Below are 23,922 nucleotides of genomic sequence, written 5' to 3' on the forward strand. Positions count from 1 at the left end.
ACGCCCGGTACATGAACCGTTCACCGGCGGTCATCGTGATGTCTGAATGACCATCGAACTTCGCAACGTGATGCGCCGGTACCGGGTCGGCGGTCAAACGGTGCGGGCACTCGACGGCGTCAGCCTGCGGCTGGCGGACGAGCAGTTCGTGTCGGTCGTCGGGCCCTCCGGGGCGGGCAAGAGCACGTTGCTGCACCTGCTCGGCGCTTTGGATTCCCCCGATTCCGGGTCGATCGCTTCGACGGTGAGGAGATCGCCCGCCTCGGCGACGAACAGCAGTCGCGGTTCCGCCATCAGCGGGTGGGTTTCATCTTTCAGTTCTTCAACCTGTTGCCGACGCTGTCGGCCTGGGAGAACGTGGCGATCCCCAAGCTGCTCGATGGAGTCCGGCTGGGCCGGGCCAAGCCGGATGCCATCCGGCTGCTGGACCGGGTCGGGCTCGGCAACCGAACCCGGCACCGGCCGGCGGAACTGTCCGGCGGCCAAATGCAGCGGGTCGCGGTGGCGCGCGCCTTGATGATGAATCCGCCGCTGATCCTCGCCGACGAGCCGACCGGAAACCTGGACTCGGCGACGGGCGCGTCCATTTTGGCGCTGCTGGCCGAGGTGGCGCACGAGGACGGTGGGGGCCGGCTAGTCGTGATGGTGACCCACAACGCCGACGCGGCCGCGGCCACCGACCGGGTGATCACGCTGCAGGACGGTCGGGTCGGTTCGGACGTCATGGCGGTCGCGGGGTGAAACCCGGGGCGCGGCGCGGCTTTACGATCACCGCTACGGCGAGCAGGCTGCGCGTGTTCAGCCTGCGTGAGCTGGCCGTGCATCGGCGCCGCACGCTCGCGTCGATCGCCGTAATGGCGGTCTCGGCAACGTATTTGGTGGCGATCTTCGGCATCTTCGGGTCGATCACCGGATCGGTCGGCCGGCTGGCCGACGGGATCGCCGGCGTCGCCGCGCTCGAGGTGTCCGGCATCACCGACGCCGGATTCCCCGACTCGATACTGGCCGACGTGGCCGCCGTACCCGGCGTCGCCACCGCCGCGCCGATGATCCGGACGTCGGCGTCCACGCCGTCGGGGCCGGTGCTGCTGCTGGGCGCCGACGCCAGCACCGCCGCCTTGGGCGGTGCCCTCAAAGACGTGGTCGCCCGGCCCGTGCAGGCGCTGTCCTCGACGCCGTCCGGCGTTCAGGTCGGTCCCCGTGTCGGCTACGCGAAAGGCCAGGCGTTTCAACTGGGTTCGGCCTCGGTCACGGTCACCGACGTGCTCGCGGGCAAGCGATACGCGGACCTCAATGGCGGGCACTACGTGCTTGCGCCACTTGCCTTGGCGCAGAACGCCACCGGCCGCACCGGCCAACTCGACTCGATACTGATCACCACGAAGCCGGGCGCTGACCTCGGCGCCGTCCGCTCCGCGGTCACCGCGGCCGTGCATGGCCGTGCGATCGTCGCGGCCCCGAGCTTTCGGGCGGCCAGGGCCGGCGACGGCGTCAAGCTGATGAACTACATGGCCCTGCTGGGCGCCGCGGTCGCACTGGTGGTCGGCGCGTTTTTGATCTACACCACGATGACGATGGCGATCACCGCGCGCCGGCCGGTCATCTCGATGTTGCGCGCGATCGGCGGCCGGCGCGCCACCATCGTCGGCGACATGCTGGCGGAGGCGGCGATTTCGGCCTGATCGGCGGAGCCATCGGGTCCGGCACGGGAATTGTGGCGGGCCACATCGCGATTGGCCGATTGCCCCCGGCGATGACGCAAGGTCTCGAAGCCCGCGTGCAGTATTGGCTGCCCGGCTATGCGATACCGCTGGCGGTCGCGGCGACGGCGCTCACCAGCGTGGCGGCCTCGGCGATGGCGGCACGGCAGGTGTACAAGGTCTCGCCGATCGAGGCGCTGGCGCCGGTCGGGGCCTCGGCGGCCGACAGTGTGCCCCGATGGCTGCGCATCGCGAGCGGGCTTGGCGCCGCAGCGGTGTTCGCGGCCTCGACATTGGTCGTCACCGGCCAGCGCGGCAGCTACGCCGTCGTCGCGATGGCCGCGGTGTTGGGCGCCGAGATCGCCCTGGGCTTCGCGCTCACCGCGCCCCTCGTCAAAGCCGCGGCGGCGACGGCGCGCCTGTTCGGATCGTCAGGGGCGCTGGCGGCGGCGACGATCCAGCGTGCGCCGCGCCGGGTGTGGGCGACCGTGATGACCGTGCTCATCGGGGTGCTCACCACCATCGTGATCACGGGCACGAACGCCGACATGATCCGATCCGCGCGGGACATCTTTGCACCGGTCACCGATACCGACGTGTGGGTGAGCGCGGACCCGCCCGACAGCTACCCCACCGACGTTCTGCCACAGGGGCTTTCCGCGAAGGTCGCCGCTGCGCCCGGCGTGGCACGGGTGACCGAGGGCGCATTCGGCTTCGCCGTCGTCGGGGGCACCCGCGTCCTGCTCGACGGGTTTTCCACCGGCAGCCACGATGCGCTTTTCCGTGCGCTCGACGAACGCGTGCGCGCCGAGGTGCTCGCCGGCCGCGGCGTGGTGCTCACGCAGAACCTGGGCACCATCCTGCACGTCCGGGCCGGCGAGCAACTGCGGCTGCAAACGCCGCACGGCCCGCGGTCGGTGGCCGTGCTGGCCCTGGTGCCGTTCTTCTCGACCGTGATCGGCACCGTCGGAATCGACCTCGATCACATGCGGGCCTGGTTCGACCGCCCGGCGGCGACGACGCTGCAAATCGCCGCCGCCCCAGGGGTGGATCGACAGCGACTGCTGGCCAGCGTCCGCGAGGCGGCACCGGCCCCCAACCACGTGTACGACGGTCCCACCGCGCTGGCGGGGCTGCAGGCCCCGCTGCATCAGAGCATGTTCATCGCCAACGCGGTGTGGGTCATCGTCGTGGCGGTGGCCGCAGTCGCGCTGCTCAACACCCTGACGCTCTCGGTGACCGAACGACGCCGCGAGATCGGCGTGCTGCGCGCCATGGGATCCAGCAGGCGGTTCGCGTTGCGGATGGTGCTGGCCGAGGCGGCCGGAATCGGCGTCGTCGGCGGCGTTTTGGGGCTGGCGCTCGGTCTGACCGACCAGTGGTTGTTCAGCCGCATCAGCGGGGACATCATGAATTTCGAAGTCGGCTTTCACCTGAGCCCGCTGTCGCTTGCCTTCACGCTCGGGGCGCTGGCGATCAGCCTGCTCGGCTCGGTGCCACCGGCGCGGCGCGCGGCGCGCCTGTCCATCATCGAGGCGGTCAGCGTCGAGTGATGGTGGCGTATCCCTGCAGATGGGGTTTGCACGGGAACGGCACCGGCGTCCGCGGAATGCTGCGCAGCGCGGCGGTGTCGAATCCGGCCGCGGCGATGGCCTCGAGGGTGCGCCGGTTCGGCTCGCAACCGCCGGCCAGCCACGACCACGGCCTGGCGATCAGGTCCTGGAGCCGGCCCGTCGCGCCGTCACCGCGCACGTGCTCGAGGACCACGAGCCTGCCCCCGGGCACCAGCACCCGCCGGATCTCGCCGAGGGTTGCGGCCACATCGTCGACCGAGCACAACACGAGCCCGACGTGGACGGAATCGAAAGAATTGTCCGGGAAGGGAATCGACTCACCCTTGCCCTCGACGAGGTCGACCGCGATGCCGCGGCGCCCGGCGAGCCCGGCGGCCATCCGCCGGAAGGGCGCCTGGGGTTCCACGGCGGCGACCGACGTCACCGTGTCGGGCAGAAACATCAAGTCGGTGCCCGGCCCCAGTCCGAGCATCAACAGCCGGCCGGTCGCGTTGCTCAGCGCCGCCCGTCGGTACCGGTGGTAGAAGAGCCGGTCGAAAACCGGCTGGCCGAATCGGTACACGTAGGCGAACACCACATTTCGGAGGGTCATCGTCCGCCCAAATCCATTCGGAACGGCGGATATTCGTCGCGCATCAACGACACGTACACCGCCACCCGGTATCGCCAGCGAACCATGCCCATCAGCAGATCGAACATGCCCTGCGGGATCGTCCCGGTGAACAACAGCGTCAGCGCGGCGACGACACACAGCACCTGCAGCGGGGCCTCCATCGACCAGCACAGCAGAATCTGAGGGATCGCGAGCAGCCACTTCACCAGCACCGCCCCGTTTTTCAGCCGCTCGGGATAGTCGACCGCGAGATCACCGGGATAGTCGGGCCGCGACGCCAGCGTGAAAGGCGGGTACCTGTCGGTGCTGTTCATCGGGAAGCGGTAGTTCATCACCCGCCACGACCAGCGCAGCACGCCGACGTTGAAATCGAAGAGGGGCCGTGGATATCGCCCGGTGCACAAGATGGCCACGCCGGCGGCCACCGTCGTGAACGGATATGTCAGGTAGAGCAGTATCAGTATCGGGTAGTGCGGCACGGCCAGCACGCACCACTTCACCAGCCAGAGCCAGCGGGAGGGCGCGTCGAAATCGCCTCGCACTCTTACGGAATCGGCCGGGCTGTTCACGGGCTTGACGGGACCGTCGCCGCTACCCCCAAGTTTCGGCTGATTTCAGCGGACATCCGGCGGTGACTCGTGAGGCGCAGAAACGTCGTCAGCGCGCGGGCCTGCAGCCGGTCGGAGATCAGCGCGGCCGGTCGCAGCACGAACTCACCATGCGACACCGGCAGCGACGCCACCCAGGACACGGCCATGACTTTGCGCCGACGGGTCCTCTCATACCACCGCAGCGCCGCCGAGACATCGGCGCCGCCGTTGGTCCCGCTGCGAAAATCCCTGAGCGCCTTGCATAAAACCATCGTGTCGAGCAGCGCCTGGTTGGTCCCCTGCGCCAGGGTGGGCGGCATCGCGTGCGCGGCGTCGCCGAGCAACGTCACCGGGCCGTGGCCCGGGCCCGGAATCGGATGGCGGAAATGCGGGAACGGCGAGCCGGCCAAGTCGTCGTCGCTCAATGTCGTGAGCACCCGGTCGACCGAGTCGGACCATCCGGCGAAATCGCTGCGGATCATTTCGATCGGGCGTGGCGGCCTGACGAAGTCATGCGACCACGGCAGGTCGAACCACCACTGCACCTCCGACCCGCCGGCGGGCCACAGGCCGAGGTTTCCGCGCGCACCGATGATCATGAGTGCGGCATCGGAATCCGCGATCTCCGGGGCAGTGGCCAGGCCCTGCCAGCTGCACCAGCCGGTCGGCTTCGCGTCTTGCGCGCCAACGTAATTGCGCACCATCGAGTGCAGACCGTCGGCACCGATCACCACGTCCGCATCCGCCACCGTGCCGTCGCCGAACTCCACGCTGACGCCGACATCCGTACTGCTCACCGCGATCACCCGCGAGCCGCACCGAATGCGCTCGGCGTCAAACCCGTCGAGAAGGCGTTCCAGCAATACTCGGCGCGGAACCATCCGCACGGGCGCGCCCAGCCGCCGCACCATCGCGGTCACGTCGAGCGTGGCGAGCGGGCGACCCCGTGACGTCACGGCCCGCACGGTGGCCAGCAGCCGACCGGCGCCGTCCATGTCGACACCCAGCTGGTTGAGTACGGTCTCGCCGTTGGACCAGATTGTCACCGCACCGCCGGCCGCCCGCACGTCGGGCCGCCGCTCGAAGACGGTGACGTCATGTCCGTCCCTCATCAAGCCGCGGGCAACGGAGATGCCGGCCACGCCGGCGCCCACCACCAGCACCCGAAGCGGACGCCCGAACACGCTGGCTCCGATCTCTACAGCGAACGCTGCAACAACACCTTGCCGCTGTCGGCGGCGACCACTTGCACGGCGGCGATCTGGTCGACCGGGGTCGAGATCGCTCCCGCGGGCGTCGCGGTGTGGCCGGGCACGGCCACCCATGTCGCCAGCCGGGTTTGGCTGCCGTCGCGACCCACCACGACCATCGCCAACGTGTCATGGTGCGCGTTCAGCGGGGCCAGGCACACGCACCGCAGCGTGATGGACGTCCCCCAGTGCTGGCCGCTGACCTGGACGCTGGAGGTCAGCAGCGAGGTGCCCACCTGCGCCATCGGCTGGGCCGACACGGTCACCTGCTGGGCCGGAGTCGACGACCACGCCTGCAGGCCGACGAACACCCCGATCGCCAGCAGCGCGGCCGCGGCGGCGGAGGCCACCCAGGTCACCACCCGGGTGCGGCGCCGGCGCCACCGCACCGCGGCCAGCAACGACGGCAGCAACTCCTCGGACATCTCCGGCGCCGGGCCGGACTCGTCGATCGCGGCCACGTCGTCGCGGTCCAGTTGCGACAGCAGGGCCGGCACACCACTGAGGTCGGCGACCGCCGCCCGGCAGGCCGGGCAGTGCGCCATGTGCGTCTCGAATTCGCGGCGTTGCGCGGCCGACAGCGATCCCAGCACGTATGCGGCATCCCACATCGCGTAGCGGTCTTCGGGAGGGCCGATATCGGCCACCGGCGTGTTCATTTCATCCATGTCCTTCACCCCTCAAGCATTCGGAGCCCCTCATCGGGTAACTCCAAGTTCCTGCAGAGTGAGTCGCAACGCCCGCACCGCATAGTGTAGTCGCGACTTCACCGTTCCCTCGGCGATGCCGAGGTCTGCAGCGATCTGTGTGGTGGTCCAACCGCGGTAGTAGGACCGTTCGATCACGGCGCGGTGATCGGCGGACAGCTGGGCCATCGCGTCCGCGATCAGCAACCGGTCCAGCGCCGCGTTGACCTCGTCCGGCGTGGACTGTTCGGGCGCCCCCGAGACGTCGGTCGAACCGACGACGTTGCGGAACCGCGCGCTGCGCCGATCGTCGATGATCATGTTGCGGGCGACGGTGAACAACCACGCCCGCGCCGAGCGTTCGGTGTCCCCGACGACCTCGGGATGCTGCCACGCCCGCAGCAGCGTCTCCTGGACCACATCCTCGGACTGGCTCGTGTCCCCCGTCAGGCGCAGCGCGTATCGCCACAGAACCGCGGCGTGTTCGTCGTAGAGCGCCTTCATCAGAGCGGCTTCGGCAGCCGCTGACGCACCCCGAATGCCAGCCACACGAGCCACTCGATCACCTCCTGCCGACTAAACGAGCCGACCAGGCGCTGGGTTCAACGGCCGCGACCCGCCGCGCCCGGCTTCGCCGCGCTTGCGATCGCGGCGAGGTTCAACGGCCGCGACCCGCCGCGCCCGGCTTCGCCGCGCTTGCGATCGCGGCGAGGTTCAACGGCCGCGACCCGCCGCGCCCGGCTTCGCCGCGCTTGCGATCGCGGCTCGTTCAGGCTCCCAGCGTCAGGACGCGCGGCCCGGACTCGGTGACCGCGACGGTGTGCTCCCAGTGGGCCGCGCGCGAGCCGTCGGTGGTGACGACCGTCCACTGGTCGTCGAGCACCGCAGTCTTGCCGGTTCCGAGGGTCAGCATCGGTTCGATGGCCAGCACCGACCCGGGGGCCAGCAGCGGCCCGCGCCCGGGTGAACCCTCGTTGGGCAGGAACGGGTCCATGTGCATCTGCCGGCCGATGCCGTGGCCGCCGTAGCCCTCGACGATCCCGAAGGCCCGCGAGTGGCGGGCCTCGGCCGCGTGCGTGCCCATCTCGATGGCGTGCGAGACGTCGGTCAACCGGTTGCCGGGCACCATCGCCGCGATCCCGGCCTCCAGCGATTCCTTGGTGGCCTGCGACAGCGCTTCGTCGGCCGCATCCAGGATCCCGATCCCGAAGGTGATCGCGGCGTCGCCGTGCCAGCCGTCCAGCACGGCGCCGCAGTCGATCGATACCAGGTCACCGGGCGCCAAAACCTCTGCGGCCGAGGGGATTCCGTGGACCACCCGCTCGTTGACCGACGCGCAGATCGACGCGGGATAGCCGTGATAGCCCAGGAACGACGGCACCGCTCCGGCGTCCCGGATCACCGATTCGGCGATCTCGTCCAGGCTCAGTGTCGACACTCCCGAAACCGCGGCGGCCCGGACGGCCTGCAGCGCGGCCGCCACGACCGCCCCCGCCGCGGCCATCGCGTCGAGTTCGCCGGCGCTGCGCTGCGGCACCACCTTGCGACTCCGCAGCCGCGCCAGCGGGGTCATTGTTACTTGCCCAGCGCCTGCAGCGCGCGGGCGAACACTTCGTCCATGGTGCCGATGGCGTCGACGGTCTTGAGCTCGTCGCGGTAGTAGTCCAGCAGCGGCGCGGTCTCGTCCCGGTAGACCTTCATCCGGTTCAGGATGACGTCGTCGGTGTCGTCGGCGCGGCCACGCGACTTGAGTCGCGCCAGCAGCTCGTCCTGGGAGACCCGAAACTCCAGCACCGCGTCGATGTCGGTGCCGCGGCGTTCGAGCATCTCGTGCAGCGCCTTGGCCTGCTGCAGCGACCGCGGAAACCCGTCCAGGATGAAGCCGTTGGCCGCGTCCGGATCGCTCAACCGGTCCTCGACGAGCTGGTTGGTCAGCTCCGAGGGCACCAGGTCACCGGCGTCCAGGTAGCGCTTGGCCTCCAGGCCGAGTTTGGTGCCGTTTTCGATGTTGCTGCGGAACAGCTCACCGGTGGAGATCTGCGGGATCCCCAGCTTCTCGGAGAGCTTCTGCGCCTGCGTTCCCTTGCCCGCTCCCGGCGGCCCCAGCAAAACCACTCTCACTTGAGGAACCCTTCATAGTTGCGCTGCATGAGCTGGCTCTCGATCTGCTTGACCGTATCCAAGCCCACGCCAATCATGATCAAAACCGCGGTGCCGCCGAACGGCAGATTCTGAACCGCCCCGCCATTGCCGATCTGCAAGAACAGGTTGGGTAGCACCGAGATCGCGCCGAGGTAGATCGAGCCCGGCAGGGTGATCCGGCTCAGCACGAACCGCAGGTAATCGGCGGTCGGCTTGCCCGGCCGGATGCCGGGGATGAACCCGCCGAACTTCTTCATCTCGTCGGCGCGCTCGTCGGGATTGAAGGTGATCGACACGTAGAAGTACGTGAAGAAGATGATCAGCCCGAAATAGATGCCGATGTAGACCGGGTCGCTGGGGTCGGACAGATAGCTGCCGACGAACTTGTCCCACCAGCTGTTGCCGACACCGCCGCTACCGCTGCGGATCAGCTGGGTGATCAGGTGCGGGATATAGATGAGCGAGGACGCGAAGATCACCGGGATAACACCGGCCTGGTTGACCTTGAGCGGCAGATACGTCGAGGTGCCGCCGTACATCCGCCGGCCGACCATGCGCTTGGCGTACTGCACCGGGATGCGGCGCTGGCCCTGCTCGACGAACACCACGCCGACGATGATGATCAGCGCGGCGACGAGCACAGCGGTGAAGATCATCCCGCCGCGGCTGTCCAGGATGGTTTTGCCCTCGGCCGGGATGCGGGCCGCGATGCCGACGAAGATCAGCAGCGACATGCCGTTACCGATGCCGCGCTCGGTGATCAGCTCACCCATCCACATCACCAGCGCCGCGCCGCCGGTCATCACCAACACGATGACGACCAGCGTCAAGATGCTCTGGTCGGCGATGATGTCCAGGGAGCAGCCCTGCAGCAGCCCCCCGTTGGCGGCCAGCGCCACGATGCTGGTGGCCTGCAGGACGGCCAGCGCGATCGCCAGGTAGCGGGTGTACTGCGTCATCTTGGCCTGGCCGGACTGGCCTTCCTTGCGCAGCTCCTCGAACCGCGGGATGACCACCGTGAGCAACTGCACGATGATGCTGGCGGTGATGTACGGCATCACCCCCACCGCGAACACGGTGAGTTTGAGCAGCGCGCCGCCGGAGAACAGGTTGATCAGCGAGTAGATCTGTCCGGCCGCGCCGCCGCTGGCCTCTTTGATGCACTGCTGGACGTTCGGATAGTTGACGCCCGGGGACGGCAGCGCGGCGCCGACCCGGTACAAGACGACGATGCCAAGCGTGAAGAGGATCTTCCGTCTCAGGTCGACTGTCCGCAGCGATGAGATGAAAGCGGAAAGCAACTCTTCCTCCTGCGCAGCCGGGGGTTTCCTGCATCACGCGCCCAACTCCCGCAGGCCAGGACGTACGGCGTCGCGCGTCGAACCGTGTACGAGACTAACAGCTGGTCCGGTCAGGTCCGGTCAGGGCCTTTCCCGCGGCCGCTGGAAATGCTCCGACCGGGCATCGGTTGCGACGGCCGCGGGGCGCAGGAAAAAGCACAGCAACCCGTCAGGCGATGGGCGTAGAGTGCGTCTGGCTCGTTGCACTTGCTAAGTAACTCGGGAGCAGTATGACACGCACTGACCAAGACAGCTGGGACTTGGCCTCGAGCGTCGGCGCCACGGCCACGATGGTCGCCGCGGCCCGCGCGCTGGCCAGCGGGGGGACCAATCCGATCATCAACGACCCGTTTGCCGCGCCGTTGGTGCGGGCGGTCGGCCTGGATTTCTTCCGCCGCCTGGTCGACGGTGAGGTCACCGAGTCCGAGGCCGACGAGGCGTCCGGAGGCGGCGCGAAGGACCTGGCGCTGGAGACCGATTCGATGGCGGTGCGCACCCGCTTCTTCGACGACTTCTTCCTCAATGCCGCCCGCGACGGGATCCGCCAGTCGGTGATCCTGGCCGCCGGCCTCGACGCTCGCGCCTACCGGCTGGGCTGGCCGCCCGGCAGCGTGGTGTACGAGGTCGATCAGCCCAAGGTCGTCGAGTTCAAGAGCGCGACCCTGGCCAGCCTGGGCGCCTCCCCGTCCGCCGGCCGGCGGACCGTCAGCGTCGACCTGCGCGAGGACTGGCCGGCGGCGTTGCGCGGCAGCGGTTTTGACGCGACCCGACCGACGGCGTGGAGCGCCGAGGGCCTGCTGATGTACCTGCCGCCCGACGCGCAGGACCGGCTCTTCGACAACATCACGGCGCTCAGCGCGCCCGGGAGCAAGCTGGCCACCGAATATCACCCCGACAACGGGACGGCGATGTCGCAACGCGCGCGGGAGTTCAACGACAGGTGGGCCAGAGTCGGCTGCGACATCGACCTTTCGGGGCTGTTCTTCGACGGCGAGCGCAGCAACGTCGTCGACTATCTCACCGGCCGCGGGTGGCAGGTGACCACCCGGCCGCGCCGGGACCTGTTCGGCGACTACGGCCTGAAATTTCCCGACGACGATGAGACGGCGCAGCACCCCAACATCGTTTCGGTCACCGCGACATTGGGCTCGTAACCGCGATCCCGCGCCTAGCGCTCGGCGGGGGGTTTGGCCGCGGGCGCGCGCACGACCATCGGGACCGCGGGAAAACACCACGCCATCTCCGACCGCGACTTGCGCAGCGCGGCGGTGCCGTAGCCCCGCTTGCGGTAATCGGGGTGAATCCAGATCCGCACGTTGACCTCGCCGCGGACCAGCTCGCCGAACACCATGCCGACCTTCTGGCCCGAGTCGACGGCCACGAACCACGCGGCCTCCTCGTCGTCGACGCGTCCTAAGGCCGCGCGGATCTCGTCGTCCACGTTGCCCGCCGGCCCACCGGAGCCGTCGCCGGCCGCGCCGATCTCCTCGGTGCGCACGGCGAAGATGTCGCGGTCGGTCGCGGCGGAGAAGGGCCGCAGCTCCAGGGTCTCCCCCGAGCTCGCCGGGCGCTCGCCCAGGGTGAAGCTCAGCTGCTTGTTCAGGTCTTCGAGTTCGGCGAGGATCTTGCGCCGCGAGTCGATGGTGAGCTGATCGAACGACATGCCCATCACCGCCTCGGCGGCCAGGTGGGACGTGTCGAGCAACCGGACGATCGCCTCGACCGCGGCCGCCCTGTTCTCTGATTCCACGATGGCGTCGGCGATTTCGTGCCGCCGCTCCACGGCTTTCGACAGGGCGTCGGCGATTTCTCGGCGGGTGGCTTTGCGGTCGTGGTCGGTCATTGCACCAGCCTAGACGGTATGGGTGGGCTGGGGCCTCGCTCAAATGTGATCGTGGGTTGCCGTCAGGAAGTGGGTCCTGGCCGGTAGAGCCACAGATTTGGGAGGCCCCAGTGATACGTCAGCGTACGAGTGTTGGCTTGGATGTGCACGCACGATCGGTGTTCGGGTGTGCGTTGGATGGTGAGACCGGCGAGGTGATCGAGCGCCGGATGACTCCGCACCACGGGGAGATCCTCGAGTGGGCTCGGTCGTTGCCGGGGCCGGTCAATGCGGTGTATGAGGCGGGACCGACGGGATTTGGGTTGGCGCGGGCTTTGCTCGCGGCCGGGATCGACTGCCAGGTGTTGGCGCCCTCGAAGCTGATCCGGCCCGCTGGCGATCGGGTCAAGACCGATGCGCGTGATGCGCGGCACTTGGCCCGGCTCCTTCATCTGGGCGAAGTGGTGTCCGTGGCGATTCCCTCGCCGGCCCAAGAGTCTGCCCGAGATCTGGTCCGTGCTCGCGAGGATTGCCGCGGCGATCTGATGAGCGCGCGCCACCGGATATCGAAACTGCTTCTGCGGCAAGGGATTGTCTACCACGGCGGTGAAGCCTGGACGAGTAAACACGAACAATGGTTACGTCAACAGCAGTTCGGCAATGTCGGCCAGCAGGCGGCGTTTGACGCCGCATTCGATGCGATGCTGGCCACCGTTGATCGCCGCGACAGGCTCGATCACGCGATCGCCGAGATGGCCGCCGACTCGGAGTTCACCGGCGTCGCCGGCCGCCTGCAGTGCCTGCGAGGAATCTCCACACTGACTGCATTCGGTTTGGCCGTCGAGATTGGTGACTGGACCCGCTTCACAGGCCGTACGATCGGCGCCTACGTCGGCCTGGTCCCTACGGAGTATTCCTCTGGCGATACACGCGCTCAGGGCGGGCTGACCAAGACCGGCAATGGTCATGTCCGTCGATTGCTGATCGAGTCGGCTTGGCACCACCGCAAGCCCTATCGGCCCAGCCAACGTCTGCGACGCCGCTGGGCGACGGCCACACCTGCCCTGCGGGCGCGCAGTCAGGCCGCCAATCGACGCCTGCATACCCGCTGGGTCCGCTTCGATCAGCGTCACAAACGGCCAGTGATCGCCAACGCCGCGATCGCTCGTGAACTGGCCGGCTGGTGCTGGTCGGTGGCCGTTCTCGACGGCTAAGTAACCACAATTGTCCCGACAGAGACGACGCAGGCAAAGCGTTTGACTGAGCGACACGCGTCAGTTCTATGAGGAGATACATTGCAGCACAACGCATCTACCCTCGACCCTAGACCAGCGAACCGCTCATGCCGAAAGTCCCGTCCTGCGGTAACCAACCCGCGCATATCAGACTGACCCAGCGTCGACACGACGCCGCGTCAAACTCTATCGGGCCAACGAAGCGGCGGCCGCGACGACGGTCGTGGCCGCCGCTTCACCCTGCCACTTGACAAAGCAGCACCCCATATCAGAACGGCGGTGGTGCCACCGCGCTACACCGGCGGTCTGCCAGCTGCAGGAACCGCTGGTAGCGGTCCTCGACGGCGGCCGCCCAGGCGGGGTCGGGCTCGACGATGCGCTCGGTGCGCACCCACCGGGCCGCATCGGCGATCGTCGTCTCCAGGCCGGCCGCCATGCGCGCCAGGAAGGCCGCCCCCAGCGCGGCCCCCTCCGCCACCGCGGACACCTCGACGGGGCGCCGGGTGGCGTCGGCGATGGCCTGCAGCCACGGCCCGACCCGGGTGCCACCGCCGGTCGCGACGAGGCGCGACACCGGCGCGGCGGACAGTTCGATCAGCTGGCGCACCACGAAGCCCGACGCCTCGTAGGCGGCCCGCCGCACCGCGGCGGCGTCGTGGGTCAGGTCCAGCGCCTCGAGCACGCCGCGGCGGTCCGGGTCGTGGAACGGGCTGCGCTCACCCCGCAGGTAGGGCGCCCACACCGGGATGCGGCCGGGTTCGACGGCCGTCGGGTCCGCTTGTGCCACAACGCGATCCACCCAGCCGAGGAACAGCCCGCCGGCGTTGCTCGCCCCGCCGATCTGACTTTTGCCGGGCGTGGTGTGGGGAATGGTCCACAGGCCGGGCATCTGCCGGGCCTCGGAAATGGTCGTCCACACGATCAGCGTGGTGCCGCACATCACCAGCACGTCGCCGTCGCGGTCGGCGCCGGCCACGATCTGTTCGCACAGCGCGTCGATGGCGCCGGTGGCCAGCGCGGCGCCGGTGCCGCGCACCTGCCCGACGACGGCTCCCATGCTTTCCACCCGCGGCAGCTGCTCGGCGCGCGCGCCCCGCTCGGCGCACGCGGCGGGGTCCCAGCCGGTCCCGTCGAACAAGGGGAACGCCGTGGCGGCGGTGGCGATGTCGATCACGGCCTGGCCCGCCAGCGCGTGGTTGGCCACCGCCGGCGCGGGCCAGTAGCCGGCGGCCTCGGGCGCCTGGGCGGCGGTCCAGCGCAAGAACTCGGCGGCCTCGCCCAGCGCGGGCAGCGGCTGTGCTTGTGGGCCCGGGCCGCCGGGGGTACGGCCCCGGCCGTCGCCGTACAGCAGCCCCGGCGTGATCGGCGTGCCCGCGGCGTCGACGGCGGTCATCGACGGCACCATCGCCGAGACGGCCACCGCCGCGGCATCGGTCCGGTGGGCCAGTTCGTTCAGGGCCGCCGACGGCCCCCGCCGCCACGCCTCGTCGGCGTCGTGCTCGAGCCGGTCGGCCGCCGGGACCCGCAGCTCGTGGGGAATGCGCACCCGCGCCGTCACGTTGCCGTCGGCGTCGGCGGCTATCGCCTTGACCGCGGTGCTGCCGACGTCGATGCCGATTGTGACGTCTTTGCGTGACACGCGCGTCACCGTACGCCAGCATTGGCACTCGTGACGTCTAAACCGCGCGCCTTGGTCACGGCGCCGCTGCGGGGGCCGGGCTTCGCCAAGCTCCGGGAGCTGGCCGACGTGATCTATGACCCCTGGATCGAACAGACCCCGCTGCGCATCTACAGCGCCGAGCAGCTGGCCGAACGGATCGCGAGCGAGGGCGCCGAAATCGTGGTGGTGGAAAGCGATTCGGTGCGCGGCCCGGTGTTCGCCCAGGGGTTGCGCGCGATCGCCTCCACCCGCGGCGACCCCAACAACGTCGACGTCGCCGGGGCCACCGCTGCCGGTATCCCGGTGCTGAACACCCCGGCCCGCAACGCCGACGCCGTCGCCGAGATGACGGTGGCCCTGCTGCTGGCCGCCACCCGCCACGTGCTGCCGGCGGACGCGGATGTGCGCAGCGGCAACATCTTTCGCGACGGCAGCATCCCCTATCAGCGTTTCCGCGGCGGCGAGATCGCGGGACTCACCGCGGGGCTGGTGGGCCTGGGGGCCGTCGGCCGCGCCACGCAGTGGCGGCTGTCCGGGCTGGGCCTACGGGTCATCGCGCACGACCCGTACAACCCCGACGCGCGCCACGGCCTCGACGAGCTGCTGGGCGAGGCCGACATCGTGTCCCTGCACGCGCCGGTCACCGACGACACCGCCGGCATGATCGGCGCCGCCCAGTTCGCGGCCATGCGCGACGGCGTGGTCTTCCTCAACACCGCGCGCGCCCAGCTGCACGACACCGACGCGCTCGTCGACGCCCTGGTCGCGGGCAAGGTGGCCGCCGCGGGCCTGGATCACTTCGTCGGCGAATGGCTGCCGGCCGACCATCCACTGGTGGGGATGGCAAACGTCGTGCTGACACCGCACATCGGCGGCGCCACCTGGAACACCGAGGCCCGGCAGGCGCAGATGGTGGCCGACGACCTCGAAGCGCTGTTGAGCGGCGACGCGCCCGCCCATATCGTCAACCCGGAGGTGCTGAGGCGATGACGTCCGTGAAATGCGTCGACAATGCGGAGACCGCGGTGCTGGACGCGGCCAAGGACATGCTGCGCCGGGGCCTGGTGGAGGGCACCGCAGGCAACATCTCGGCGCGCCGCGCCGACGGCAACATCGTCATCACCCCGTCGTCGGTGGACTACCGCGACATGCAGCTTGACGACCTCGTGCTGGTCGACCCCGGCGGCTCCGTGCTGCAGGCGGCCGAGGGCCGGTCGCCGTCCTCGGAGATGCAGCTGCACCTGGCCTGCTACCGGGCCTTCGACGACATCGGCAGCGTCATTCACAGTCATCCGGTGTGGGCCACCATGTTCGCCATCGCCCACGAGCCGATCCCGGCCTGCATCGACGAGTTCGCGGTGTACTGCGGCGGGGACGTCCGGTGCACCGAATACGCCGCGTCCGGGACCCCCGACGTCGGGACCAACGCGGTCTCCGCACTCGAGGGCCGCGCCGCCGCGCTGATCGCCAACCACGGGCTGGTGGCCGTCGGACCCCGGCCGGACAAGGTCCTGCACGTCACCGCGCTGGTGGAGCGTACCGCCCAAATCGTTTGGGGCGCACGCGCTCTCGGCGGTCCGGTGCCGATCCCCGAGGACGTCAACCGCAACTTCGCCGCGGTCTACGGCTATCTGCGCGCCAACGCCTAGCGCTGATCGATCCCGACCTTCACCGCGCCGCTCTCGCCCTGATCGGCGATCGCCAAAAACGCGTCGCGCCAACGCTCTAACGCGAAGGTGTGGGTGAGCATCGGGCGCAGGTCGATGCGTCCGGCGCCGGCCAGGTCGAGGTAGTGGGCGATGGCGTGCTTGCGCTGCCCGTCGACCTCCTCGACGCCGAAGGCGTTCGAGCCCACCAGGGAGATCTCTTTGAAGTAGAGCGGGCTGTCCTCCCAGCGGCCGGGCGCGTGGACGCCGGCCTTCACCAGGGTCCCTCGCGAGCGCAGGACCCGGACGCCCACCTCGAAGGTCTCGGGCTTGCCGACCGTGTCGTAGACGACATCGACCGCGCCGGGGTGGGCCATCGGCAGACCCAGCAGCGGCCGGCGCAACCGACCGCCGCCCCACGCCACGAGCTCTTCGATGAGGTCCGAACGCGGCTCGTGCGCAAGGACTTTGGCGGCGCCGAACCGGCGCGCCAACTCGGCCTGGGCGCCGAAGCGGGCCACCACGGCAACGGCCACACCGGGATACAGCGCCCGCAGGATCGCCACCGCGCACAACCCCAGCGAACCGGCCCCGTACACCAGCACCGAGCCCGTGTCGGGCGGCGGGTGGCGGGTGATCGCGTGCAGGGACACCGAGAACGGGTCGGCGAACACCGCCATCTCGTCGGGAATCGAGTCCGGCACGGCGAACAGCATGCCGTCGTGGGCGGGCATCAATTCGGCGTAGCCGCCCGTCACGTCGGCCGAGACGCCGGTGTGGATGCCGGGCTTGATGTCGCCGTCGGTGAAGCTCCAGCACAGGCTGTAGTCGCCGGCCTCGCACGCCGGGCAGGGCGGCGCGATGCCGCGCGGCCCGCAGGACAGCCACGGGTTGAGAACCACCCGCTGCCCCACCTGCAGGCCGCGCGCCCTCGGGCCCAGCGCCACGACGTCGGCGACCACCTCGTGGCCCATGACTTGCGGGAACGAACAGAACGCGGACATGGCGTTGTCGGCGTCACCTTCGCCGAAGTCCATCAGGATCTGCTTGGAATCCGACCCGCAGATGCCGGTCAGCCGCGGCCGGGTGAGCACCCAATCCCCGTGCGGCAGACGCGGATCCGGCACCTCGCGCAGCGCGGTCGGAGTGCGGGCGAGATTCTGGGTCAGCGCGTTGGCGCGCTCGGGGACCTCGAAGGGCTCCGGCGGCACGCCGTAGACCAGTGCCCTCATGGCGCAGCCATCCCGGCCGCTCCGGCGATGAACGCGTCGAGGTCGGCGTTCTTGGCGTCGACGACCGCCTTCAGGTCGGGAAGGTAGTGCTCGAACTTCTCGTCGCCCAGGGCCGCGATGATCCCGTCGGCCACCTCCTCGGCGGCGACCTTGGGCCCCCGGTAGAGGGGTTCCTCGCTGCCCGGGTGATCCCAGATCTCGGTGTCCACCGGGCCCGGCTCGATCAGCTTCACCGAGATCGCGGAACCGTGCAGGTCCACGGCCATCGCCTCGCTCCACCCACATAGCGCGAATTTGCTTGCGCAGTAGGCGCTTTCGTGGATTATTCCGAGCCGGCCGCCCACGCTGGACACGTTGACGATCATGCCCGTGCCGCGCTCGCGCATCCGCGGCAACAGGGCCAGCGTCAGGCGCACCGGGGCGAAGAAGTTGACCCGCATGACGTCTTCGACCTCGTCGGGATCGAGCGCGGTGACCGGCCGCCGCTTCGGGGTGGCCGCGTTGTTGATCAGCACGTCGATGCCGCCGAGCTCGGCCCAGGCGGCCGCCGCCAGGTCGCGCAGCGCGGAGGCCTCAGCCAGGTCGGCCACCCACATCGCCGACCCCGGGGCGGCGCGGCGGCAGTCGGCCAGGACCTCGGCCAGCCGATCCCGGCGGCGCGCGATCAGCCCGACCACCGCGCCCCCGCCGGCCAGCCGCCGGGCCAGGGCCGCGCCCAATCCCGACGAGGCGCCCGTGATCAACACCCGCTTGCCCGCCGGCTCGTACGCCATCAGTAAAGGTTGCCGCGAATCCCGGGAAGCGTACAGTGGGGGAAGCTTGTTATATCGGCTAAGTATTAGATTGACTACCTCCGATAGGGGCACAACCATGACTTCCACCAGGTACGAGGGCGACACCTGGGACCTCGCCTCCAGCGTCGGCGTGACCGCCACCATGGTCGCGGCGGCCCGCGCGATGGCGACCCGCGCCGAGCGCCCGCTGATCAACGACCCGTTCGCCGAGCCGCTGGTCAAGTTGGTCGGGGTCGACCTGCTCTCCCGGCTGGCGAGCGGCGAGCTCGACCCGGCCGAGCTGAACGACGTCCACGACGGCACTGTGGGATCGGCCGGGGCGATGTCGCGGATGGCCGACAACATGGCCGTGCGCACCAAGTTCTTCGACGAGTTCTTTCTGGACGCCACGAACGGCGGGATCAAGCAGGCGGTGATTTTGGCCTCCGGGCTGGACGCGCGCGCCTACCGCCTCGCCTGGCCGGCCGGGACGGTGGTCTACGAGGTGGACCAGCCGCAGGTCATCGAATTCAAGACCCGCTCGCTGGCCGAGCTGGGCGCCGCCCCCACCGCCGAGCGGCGCGTGGTGGCCATCGACCTGCGCGACGACTGGCCCGCGGCGCTGAAAGATGCCGGATTCGACCCGGCCCAGCCGACGGCGTGGAGCGCCGAGGGCCTGCTCGGCTACCTGCCGCCGGACGCCCAGGATCGCCTGTTGGACACCATCACCGAGCTGTCCGCGCCGGGCAGCCGGCTGGCCACCGAGAGCGCGCCCAACCCGCAGCCCGGCGACGACGAGAAGCTCAAGGAGCGCATGCAGGCGATCTCCGAACGCTGGCGTGCGCACGGCTTCGACCTCGACATGGCGGGACTGGTCTACTTCGGCGAGCGCAACGAGGCGGCTCCCTACCTGGCCGCTCACGGGTGGCGCCTGAACAGCGCCAGCATCCGGGATCTGTTCGCCGCCAACGGGCTTGACCCGCTCAGCGACGACGACATGCGGATGGGCGAGATGCTCTACACGAGCGGCACCTATGAGTGAGGGGCGCGCCGAGGGCGACAGCTGGGGACCGGCACACAGCGTGGGGGCGACGGCAACCATGGTCGCCGCCTCCCGCGCGGTGGCGTCGAAGGGACCCGATGCGCTGCTCGACGATCCGCTGGCCGAGCCGTTGGTCCGCGCCGTCGGGCTGGATCCCTTCATCCGGATCATCGACGGCGAGATCGACTTCGAGGACGATCCGCTGTTCAACCGCAGGGCCCGGGCCGAGCAGATCACGGTGCGCACCAGGTTTTTCGACGACTTCTTCCTGGACGCGACGAACGCGGGCATCAGGCAGGCGGTGATCCTGGCTTCCGGCCTGGACACCAGGGCCTACCGCCTGCGGTGGCCGGCGGGCACGGTGGTCTACGAGATCGACCAGCCCGACGTCATCGCCTTCAAGACCGACACGCTGGCCGGCCTCGGCGCCGCCCCCACCGCGCAGCGCCGCACGATCAGCATCGACCTGCGCGACGACTGGCCGGCGGCCTTGCGCGAGGGCGGTTTTGACGTCACCCAACCGACCGCGTGGAGCGCCGAGGGGCTGCTGCCCTACCTGCCGCCCGAAGCCCAGGACCGGCTGTTCGACAACATCACCGCGCTGTCCGCGCCGGGCAGCCGGGCGGCGACCGAACACGTGCCCGACCCCAACGCGTTCTCCGACGAGCGCCTGCGCCGCATCTCCGAGCGGTGGCAGCGCTTCGGCTTCAACCTGAACGCGGCCGACCTGTTCTACCGGGGCGAGCGCAACGTCGTCGTCGACTACCTGAACGGCCACGGCTGGCAGGTGAGCGTGCATCCCGCCCGGGAGCTGTACGCCCGCAACGGGTTTGAGTATCCCGAAGACGAGATGGCGGCCACCTTCGGCGACCTGAGCTACGTCGCCGCGACGCTCAAGTAAGGTTCTTTGCATGCCACGCACTCACGACGACAACTGGGATCTGGCGTCCAGCGTCGGCGCCACCGCGACCATGGTCGCGGCCGGGCGCGCGATGGCGACGAAGGATCCGCGGGGTTTGATCAACGATCCGTTCGCCGAACCACTGGTGCGCGCGGTCGGCGTGGATTTCTTCACCAAGATGATGGACGGCGTGCTCGACATCGATGCGATCGAGAACGCTTCGACGGTGCGGATTCAGGCGATGATCGACGGAATGACGGTGCGCACCAAGTACTTCGACGACTACTTCATGGACGCCGTCGGCACCGGGGTGCGTCAGGTGGTGATCCTGGCTTCCGGCCTGGACGCGCGCGCCTACCGGTTGCCGTGGCCGGACGGCACGGTGGTCTACGAGATCGACCAGCCGCAGGTGATCGAGTTCAAGACGACGACGCTGGCCAGCATCGGCGCCGAACCGGCCGCCGATCGGCGCACCGTCGGCATCGACCTGCGGGCGGACTGGCCCACCGCGCTGAAGGACGCCGGCTTCGATACGGCGGCACCGACGGCGTGGTTGGCCGAGGGCCTGCTGATCTACCTGCCGCCGGACGCCCAGGACCGGCTGTTCGACAACATCACCGCGCTCAGCGCGCCCGGCAGCACCATTGCCACCGAATTCGTGCCCGGCATCGTGGATTTCGACGCCGAGAAGGTGCGGGAGATGTCCGGCTCGTTGCGGGACCACGGCGTCGACATCGACATGGCGTCACTGGTCTACGCCGGCGAACGCAACCACGTCGTCGACTACCTGTCGAGCACCGGGTGGCGGGCCGAGGGCGTCACCCGCACCGAGCTCTTCCAGCGCGGCGGCTTCGACGTGCCCGCCCCGGAGAACGACGACCCGCTCGGTGAAATCGTCTTCATCAGCGGCAAGCTCGCCGGCTAGCTGAAACCCTAGAGCCGCCAGGGCCCCACCCACAAAGCGTTGGCGCCGCTGAAGGACCGATCGACGTTGTCCACGATGCCGCCGATGGTGCGGCCCAGCAGCGCGCCCAGCGCGTCGGGCAGCGACGCGGCGGCCGGTTGCGAGGAGGCCCGGGGGCGAAGCATGTCCAGCAGCGAGCCGCCCGGGTAGGTGACGATGCGCACGTCGGCGTCCTCGTCCAGTCCGGCAAGGATTTTCGCGCGACGCAGCGCTGTTCGGAACCCGCCCAATTCGTCGACCAGGCCCCGCTCCAGCGCGTCGGCGCCGGTCCAGACCCGGCCCCGCGCCACCCGGTCGACGGCATCTCTGGTCAGGTTGCGGCCGTCGGCGACGCGCTCCACGAAGTCGGCGTAGAGCAGGTCGGCCTCGGCCTCCCGGTGGGCGCGCTGCTCCGGCGTGAACGGTGTGTCGATCGCCCAGGCGTCGGCATTGGCGTTGGTGCGCACGGTGTCCGAGCCGACGCCCAACCGCCCCAGCAGATCACGGATCACCAGCTTGCCGGTGAGCACGCCGATCGACCCGGTGATCGTCGCCGGGCTGGCGACGATCACGTCGGCCGCCACGGCGATGTAGTAGCCGCCCGAGGCGGCGACCGCCCCCATCGAGGCCACCACCGGCTTGCCGCGCTTGCGGGCCCGTTTCACCTCGCGCCACAGGGTTTCCGACGCGGTGACCGAGCCGCCGGGGCTGTTGACCCGCACCACGATCGCGGACACCGAATCGTCGGCGGCGGCTTCCCGCAGCGCGGGCGCGATGGTGTCGCTGCCGACGGTGGAGGAGCCGAACGGCAGGAACTGGGGTCCCCCACGCCCGTCGACGATCGTGCCGTCGACGTTGATGACGGCGACCGTCGGCTTGGGCCGGCGACCCGGTACCGACGGCACCGGCGGGATCAACCGCGGCCGGGCCGCACCGGCGTAGCGCGACAGATAGAGCCGGGGTGGCTCGTCCTCGTCGGGATCGTCTCCTGAATGGTCTTGCTGCCCAACCAGTTCCGTGATTCGGGCGTAGGCCTCGTCACGGAATCCGATCCGGTCGATCAGCCCCGAGGACACGGCCTCCTCACGCAACAGCGGCGCGCGGTCGGCCAACGCGTCGAGCACCGTCGGGTCGAGCTTGCGTGATTGCGCGACCGCCTGCCACACCTGTTCGCGGATGCTCTCGAGCATCCGGGTGACGGCCTCCCGGTGGGCCTCGGTGAAGCCGTGCTCGGTGAAACGGTTTGCCGCCGACTTGTATTCGCCGCGCGCGACGACTTCGGCTTCGATGCCGGCCTTGTCGAACGCGTCGCGCAAAAAGGTGGCGTTGCTGGCGAAGCCGATCAGCGCGACGCTTCCCGCGGGCTGCATCCAGACCTCGCCGAAGGCCGAGGCCAGGTAGTACCCGAGCGTGCCCGGGTAGGTCTCGGCCCAGGCCAGTGACGGCTTGGCGGCGGTGAACGCGACGATGGCCTCACGCAGCTCCTGCACCGCGGCCGACGGCGATGCCGTCAGTTGGACGCGGGCGATCAGCCCGGCGACCCGCGGATCCTCGGCCGCCCGGTAGATCGCGGACACCGTGTCGCGCAGCGATACCTGTCGGCTCCCCCCGCTGATCATCGCCAGCGGGTCGAAGCCCGTCGTCTCCGGCGGCACCGAGCGCAGATCCAATTCGAGCACGCAGCCGTTGGGGACGCCGTGATGACGGGCGGTGTCGACCCGGTCGGCCAGCGCGCGGAGGTCGTCCGCCCCTTTTGACAAGCCGGGTATCGAGGGCAGGAAAGCGAACATGCCTGCAGACTACCGAGCGGCCACCGTACGGTGGTCCGGTGAGGTTTTCCATCGCCATTCCGCAGTTCGACTACGACGGTTCCGGCGGGGCTTTCGACGCGGCGGGCCTGCGGTCCTTCCTCACCCGCGCCGAGGAGCTCGGCTTCGAGGGCGGCTGGGTGCTCGAACAGATCATCGGACCAGCGCCGCTGCTGGCCCCGCTCGAGCTGCTGGCCTATTGCGCCGCCTGCACCGAGCGGCTGCGCCTGGGCGTCGGCGTGCTGGTGACGTCGCTGCACGAGCCGCTGCAGTTGGCCTCGGCGATCACGGCCGTCGACCGACTCAGCCACGGCCGCCTCGACGTGGGTGTCGCGCCCGGTGGCGGTCGGCGGAAATTCGCCGCCTTCGGCGTGGACAAGGACACCTTCATCTCGTATTTCACCGAGGGGCTGGAGCTGATGAAGGCCGCCTGGTCCGACGAGCCCCGGGTGACGTTCCACGGCCGGTTCCGCGAGGTCGACGACCTGCCCATTGCGCCCAAGCCGGTGCAGCGGCCGCACCCGCCGATCTGGTTCGGGGGCCTGGCCCCCAAAGCGCTGGCCCGCGCCGTGCGGCACGGCGATTCGTTTCTGGGCGCCGGCTCGTCGACCACCGAGGCGTTCGCCGGGGCCGTTGGCGTCGTGCGGCGCGAGCTCGACGCGCAGCGTAAGGACGCCGCCGGGTTCACCATCGCCAAGCGGGTCTACCTGACGGTTGACGACGACGCCAGCAGGGCCCGGGAGCGTGTGCTCGCCGGGCTGGACCGCATTTACGGGCGGATGCCGGGCGTGCAGGACGTGCCGGTATCGGGCACGCCCGACGACGTGGCCCGCGGGCTGCGTGAGGTCATCGACGCCGGGGCGCAGATGCTGTTACTGAATCCCGTCGGCACCGGGGTCGGCGAGAACCGCGAGCAGATGGAACGCCTTGCCGCGGAAGTGATTCCGCGGCTGACGTAGTTGCGC

Annotated in this window: 21 protein-coding genes and 2 pseudogenes; 10 read left to right on the plus strand and 13 right to left on the minus strand. The window is 69.6% G+C overall.

Annotation, left to right across the window (positions count from 1 at the left end; translation table 11 throughout):
• Window positions 1–46: 46 nt before the first annotated feature.
• Window positions 47–741, plus strand: a pseudogene (locus AC0KTM_RS20655) (ABC transporter ATP-binding protein).
• Window positions 738–3,253 (plus strand): annotated as a pseudogene (locus AC0KTM_RS20660) (FtsX-like permease family protein). The pseudogenes AC0KTM_RS20655 and AC0KTM_RS20660 overlap by 4 nt, the downstream one beginning before the upstream one ends.
• Here AC0KTM_RS20660 and AC0KTM_RS20665 read toward each other — a convergent pair.
• From AC0KTM_RS20665 to secY, 8 genes are all read right to left on the minus strand, one after another.
• The gene (locus AC0KTM_RS20665) at window positions 3,240–3,866 is read right to left on the minus strand and encodes a class I SAM-dependent methyltransferase (protein WP_472416547.1); all 627 of its coding nucleotides are present in this window, start codon (window positions 3,864–3,866) and stop codon (window positions 3,240–3,242) included. The pseudogene AC0KTM_RS20660 and the gene AC0KTM_RS20665 overlap by 14 nt on opposite strands.
• A complete protein-coding gene (locus tag AC0KTM_RS20670; protein WP_238957385.1) occupies window positions 3,863–4,429 on the minus strand; it encodes a DUF4389 domain-containing protein in 567 nt (188 codons plus the stop codon). Before AC0KTM_RS20670 ends, AC0KTM_RS20665 begins: the two co-directional genes overlap by 4 nt.
• 23 nt (window positions 4,430–4,452) lie before the next feature.
• Complete coding sequence (locus AC0KTM_RS20675; RefSeq protein ID WP_472416549.1) at window positions 4,453–5,661, minus strand: FAD-dependent oxidoreductase; 1,209 nt, start codon at window positions 5,659–5,661, stop codon at window positions 4,453–4,455.
• 14 nt (window positions 5,662–5,675) lie between these two features.
• Window positions 5,676–6,395, minus strand: coding sequence for an anti-sigma factor family protein (locus tag AC0KTM_RS20680; protein ID WP_472416551.1), 720 nt, complete (start codon window positions 6,393–6,395; stop codon window positions 5,676–5,678).
• A gap of 30 nt (window positions 6,396–6,425) precedes the next feature.
• Window positions 6,426–6,971: a sigma-70 family RNA polymerase sigma factor gene (locus tag AC0KTM_RS20685; protein WP_225328679.1), complete on the minus strand. Its 546-nt coding sequence runs from the start codon at window positions 6,969–6,971 to the stop codon at window positions 6,426–6,428.
• A 211-nt stretch (window positions 6,972–7,182) separates the two neighbouring features.
• The gene (gene map / locus AC0KTM_RS20690) at window positions 7,183–7,986 is read right to left on the minus strand and encodes a type I methionyl aminopeptidase (RefSeq protein ID WP_472416553.1); all 804 of its coding nucleotides are present in this window, start codon (window positions 7,984–7,986) and stop codon (window positions 7,183–7,185) included.
• 2 nt (window positions 7,987–7,988) lie between these two features.
• Entirely contained in the window at window positions 7,989–8,534 is a 546-nt protein-coding gene (locus AC0KTM_RS20695) for an adenylate kinase (RefSeq protein WP_225328677.1), read from the minus strand.
• A complete protein-coding gene (gene secY / locus AC0KTM_RS20700; protein ID WP_163712281.1) occupies window positions 8,531–9,856 on the minus strand; it encodes a preprotein translocase subunit SecY in 1,326 nt (441 codons plus the stop codon). The genes AC0KTM_RS20695 and secY overlap by 4 nt, the downstream gene beginning before the upstream one ends.
• A gap of 269 nt (window positions 9,857–10,125) precedes the next feature.
• Between secY and AC0KTM_RS20705 the strand changes: the two genes are divergently transcribed.
• Entirely contained in the window at window positions 10,126–11,049 is a 924-nt protein-coding gene (locus AC0KTM_RS20705) for a class I SAM-dependent methyltransferase (protein ID WP_472416555.1), read from the plus strand.
• 14 nt (window positions 11,050–11,063) lie between these two features.
• On the opposite strand, the gene AC0KTM_RS20710 is transcribed toward AC0KTM_RS20705, so the two are convergent.
• Window positions 11,064–11,738 carry a GNAT family N-acetyltransferase gene (locus tag AC0KTM_RS20710; protein WP_225328675.1) on the minus strand — a complete coding sequence of 225 codons (675 nt, stop codon included), beginning with the start codon at window positions 11,736–11,738 and terminating at the stop codon, window positions 11,064–11,066.
• A gap of 110 nt (window positions 11,739–11,848) precedes the next feature.
• On the opposite strand from AC0KTM_RS20710, the gene AC0KTM_RS20715 reads away from it, so the two are divergent.
• Window positions 11,849–12,931, plus strand: a complete 1,083-nt coding sequence (locus AC0KTM_RS20715) for an IS110 family RNA-guided transposase (RefSeq protein WP_238956818.1) — start codon at window positions 11,849–11,851, stop codon at window positions 12,929–12,931.
• A gap of 289 nt (window positions 12,932–13,220) precedes the next feature.
• On the opposite strand, the gene AC0KTM_RS20720 is transcribed toward AC0KTM_RS20715, so the two are convergent.
• Window positions 13,221–14,591 carry a xylulokinase gene (locus AC0KTM_RS20720; RefSeq protein WP_472416557.1) on the minus strand — a complete coding sequence of 457 codons (1,371 nt, stop codon included), beginning with the start codon at window positions 14,589–14,591 and terminating at the stop codon, window positions 13,221–13,223.
• A 30-nt stretch (window positions 14,592–14,621) separates the two neighbouring features.
• On the opposite strand from AC0KTM_RS20720, the gene AC0KTM_RS20725 reads away from it, so the two are divergent.
• Complete coding sequence (locus tag AC0KTM_RS20725; protein WP_472416559.1) at window positions 14,622–15,602, plus strand: NAD(P)-dependent oxidoreductase; 981 nt, start codon at window positions 14,622–14,624, stop codon at window positions 15,600–15,602.
• The gene (locus tag AC0KTM_RS20730; protein WP_225328671.1) at window positions 15,599–16,261 is read left to right on the plus strand and encodes an L-fuculose-phosphate aldolase; all 663 of its coding nucleotides are present in this window, start codon (window positions 15,599–15,601) and stop codon (window positions 16,259–16,261) included. Before AC0KTM_RS20725 ends, AC0KTM_RS20730 begins: the two co-directional genes overlap by 4 nt.
• On the opposite strand, the gene AC0KTM_RS20735 is transcribed toward AC0KTM_RS20730, so the two are convergent.
• Both AC0KTM_RS20735 and AC0KTM_RS20740 read right to left on the minus strand, forming a co-directional pair.
• Window positions 16,258–17,490, minus strand: a complete 1,233-nt coding sequence (locus AC0KTM_RS20735) for a zinc-dependent alcohol dehydrogenase (protein WP_472416561.1) — start codon at window positions 17,488–17,490, stop codon at window positions 16,258–16,260. The genes AC0KTM_RS20730 and AC0KTM_RS20735 overlap by 4 nt on opposite strands.
• Window positions 17,487–18,263 (minus strand): SDR family NAD(P)-dependent oxidoreductase, encoded by a 777-nt coding sequence (locus AC0KTM_RS20740; protein ID WP_472416563.1) that lies wholly within the window; start codon window positions 18,261–18,263, stop codon window positions 17,487–17,489. Before AC0KTM_RS20740 ends, AC0KTM_RS20735 begins: the two co-directional genes overlap by 4 nt.
• Window positions 18,264–18,360: 97 nt before the next feature.
• Between AC0KTM_RS20740 and AC0KTM_RS20745 the strand changes: the two genes are divergently transcribed.
• Genes AC0KTM_RS20745 through AC0KTM_RS20755 form a run of 3 tightly spaced genes read left to right on the plus strand, consistent with a single transcriptional unit; the run spans window position 18,361 to window position 21,131 of the window.
• Entirely contained in the window at window positions 18,361–19,305 is a 945-nt protein-coding gene (locus tag AC0KTM_RS20745; protein ID WP_225328668.1) for a class I SAM-dependent methyltransferase, read from the plus strand.
• On the plus strand, window positions 19,298–20,206 hold the full coding sequence (locus AC0KTM_RS20750; RefSeq protein WP_472416565.1) for a class I SAM-dependent methyltransferase: 909 nt from the start codon (window positions 19,298–19,300) through the stop codon (window positions 20,204–20,206). The genes AC0KTM_RS20745 and AC0KTM_RS20750 overlap by 8 nt, the downstream gene beginning before the upstream one ends.
• Before the next feature lie 10 nt (window positions 20,207–20,216).
• Window positions 20,217–21,131: a class I SAM-dependent methyltransferase gene (locus AC0KTM_RS20755; RefSeq protein WP_472416567.1), complete on the plus strand. Its 915-nt coding sequence runs from the start codon at window positions 20,217–20,219 to the stop codon at window positions 21,129–21,131.
• An 8-nt stretch (window positions 21,132–21,139) separates the two neighbouring features.
• On the opposite strand, the gene sppA is transcribed toward AC0KTM_RS20755, so the two are convergent.
• Entirely contained in the window at window positions 21,140–22,939 is a 1,800-nt protein-coding gene (gene sppA / locus AC0KTM_RS20760) for a signal peptide peptidase SppA (protein WP_472416569.1), read from the minus strand.
• Window positions 22,940–22,977: 38 nt separating this feature from the next.
• Here sppA and AC0KTM_RS20765 point away from each other — a divergent pair, with 38 nt between their 5' ends.
• Entirely contained in the window at window positions 22,978–23,916 is a 939-nt protein-coding gene (locus AC0KTM_RS20765; RefSeq protein ID WP_472416571.1) for an LLM class flavin-dependent oxidoreductase, read from the plus strand.
• The last annotated feature ends 6 nt before the right edge of the window (window positions 23,917–23,922 follow it).

This window comes from Mycobacterium sp. NTMscope_Eco_3 (assembly GCF_976985685.1).

Excerpts from the sequence above, each read along its gene's own strand:
- AC0KTM_RS20665 (WP_472416547.1), bottom strand. The coding sequence starts at position 3,866 with ATGACCCTCCGAAATGTGGTGTTCGCCTACGTGTACCGATTCGGCCAG.
- AC0KTM_RS20680 (WP_472416551.1), bottom strand. The coding sequence starts at position 6,395 with ATGGATGAAATGAACACGCCGGTGGCCGATATCGGCCCTCCCGAAGAC.
- map (WP_472416553.1), bottom strand. The coding sequence starts at position 7,986 with ATGACCCCGCTGGCGCGGCTGCGGAGTCGCAAGGTGGTGCCGCAGCGC.
- AC0KTM_RS20705 (WP_472416555.1), top strand. The coding sequence starts at position 10,126 with ATGACACGCACTGACCAAGACAGCTGGGACTTGGCCTCGAGCGTCGGC.
- AC0KTM_RS20710 (WP_225328675.1), bottom strand. The coding sequence starts at position 11,738 with ATGACCGACCACGACCGCAAAGCCACCCGCCGAGAAATCGCCGACGCC.
- AC0KTM_RS20730 (WP_225328671.1), top strand. The coding sequence starts at position 15,599 with ATGACGTCCGTGAAATGCGTCGACAATGCGGAGACCGCGGTGCTGGAC.
- AC0KTM_RS20735 (WP_472416561.1), bottom strand. The coding sequence starts at position 17,490 with ATGAGGGCACTGGTCTACGGCGTGCCGCCGGAGCCCTTCGAGGTCCCC.
- AC0KTM_RS20740 (WP_472416563.1), bottom strand. The coding sequence starts at position 18,263 with ATGGCGTACGAGCCGGCGGGCAAGCGGGTGTTGATCACGGGCGCCTCG.
- AC0KTM_RS20745 (WP_225328668.1), top strand. The coding sequence starts at position 18,361 with ATGACTTCCACCAGGTACGAGGGCGACACCTGGGACCTCGCCTCCAGC.
- AC0KTM_RS20750 (WP_472416565.1), top strand. The coding sequence starts at position 19,298 with ATGAGTGAGGGGCGCGCCGAGGGCGACAGCTGGGGACCGGCACACAGC.
- AC0KTM_RS20755 (WP_472416567.1), top strand. The coding sequence starts at position 20,217 with ATGCCACGCACTCACGACGACAACTGGGATCTGGCGTCCAGCGTCGGC.
- sppA (WP_472416569.1), bottom strand. The coding sequence starts at position 22,939 with ATGTTCGCTTTCCTGCCCTCGATACCCGGCTTGTCAAAAGGGGCGGAC.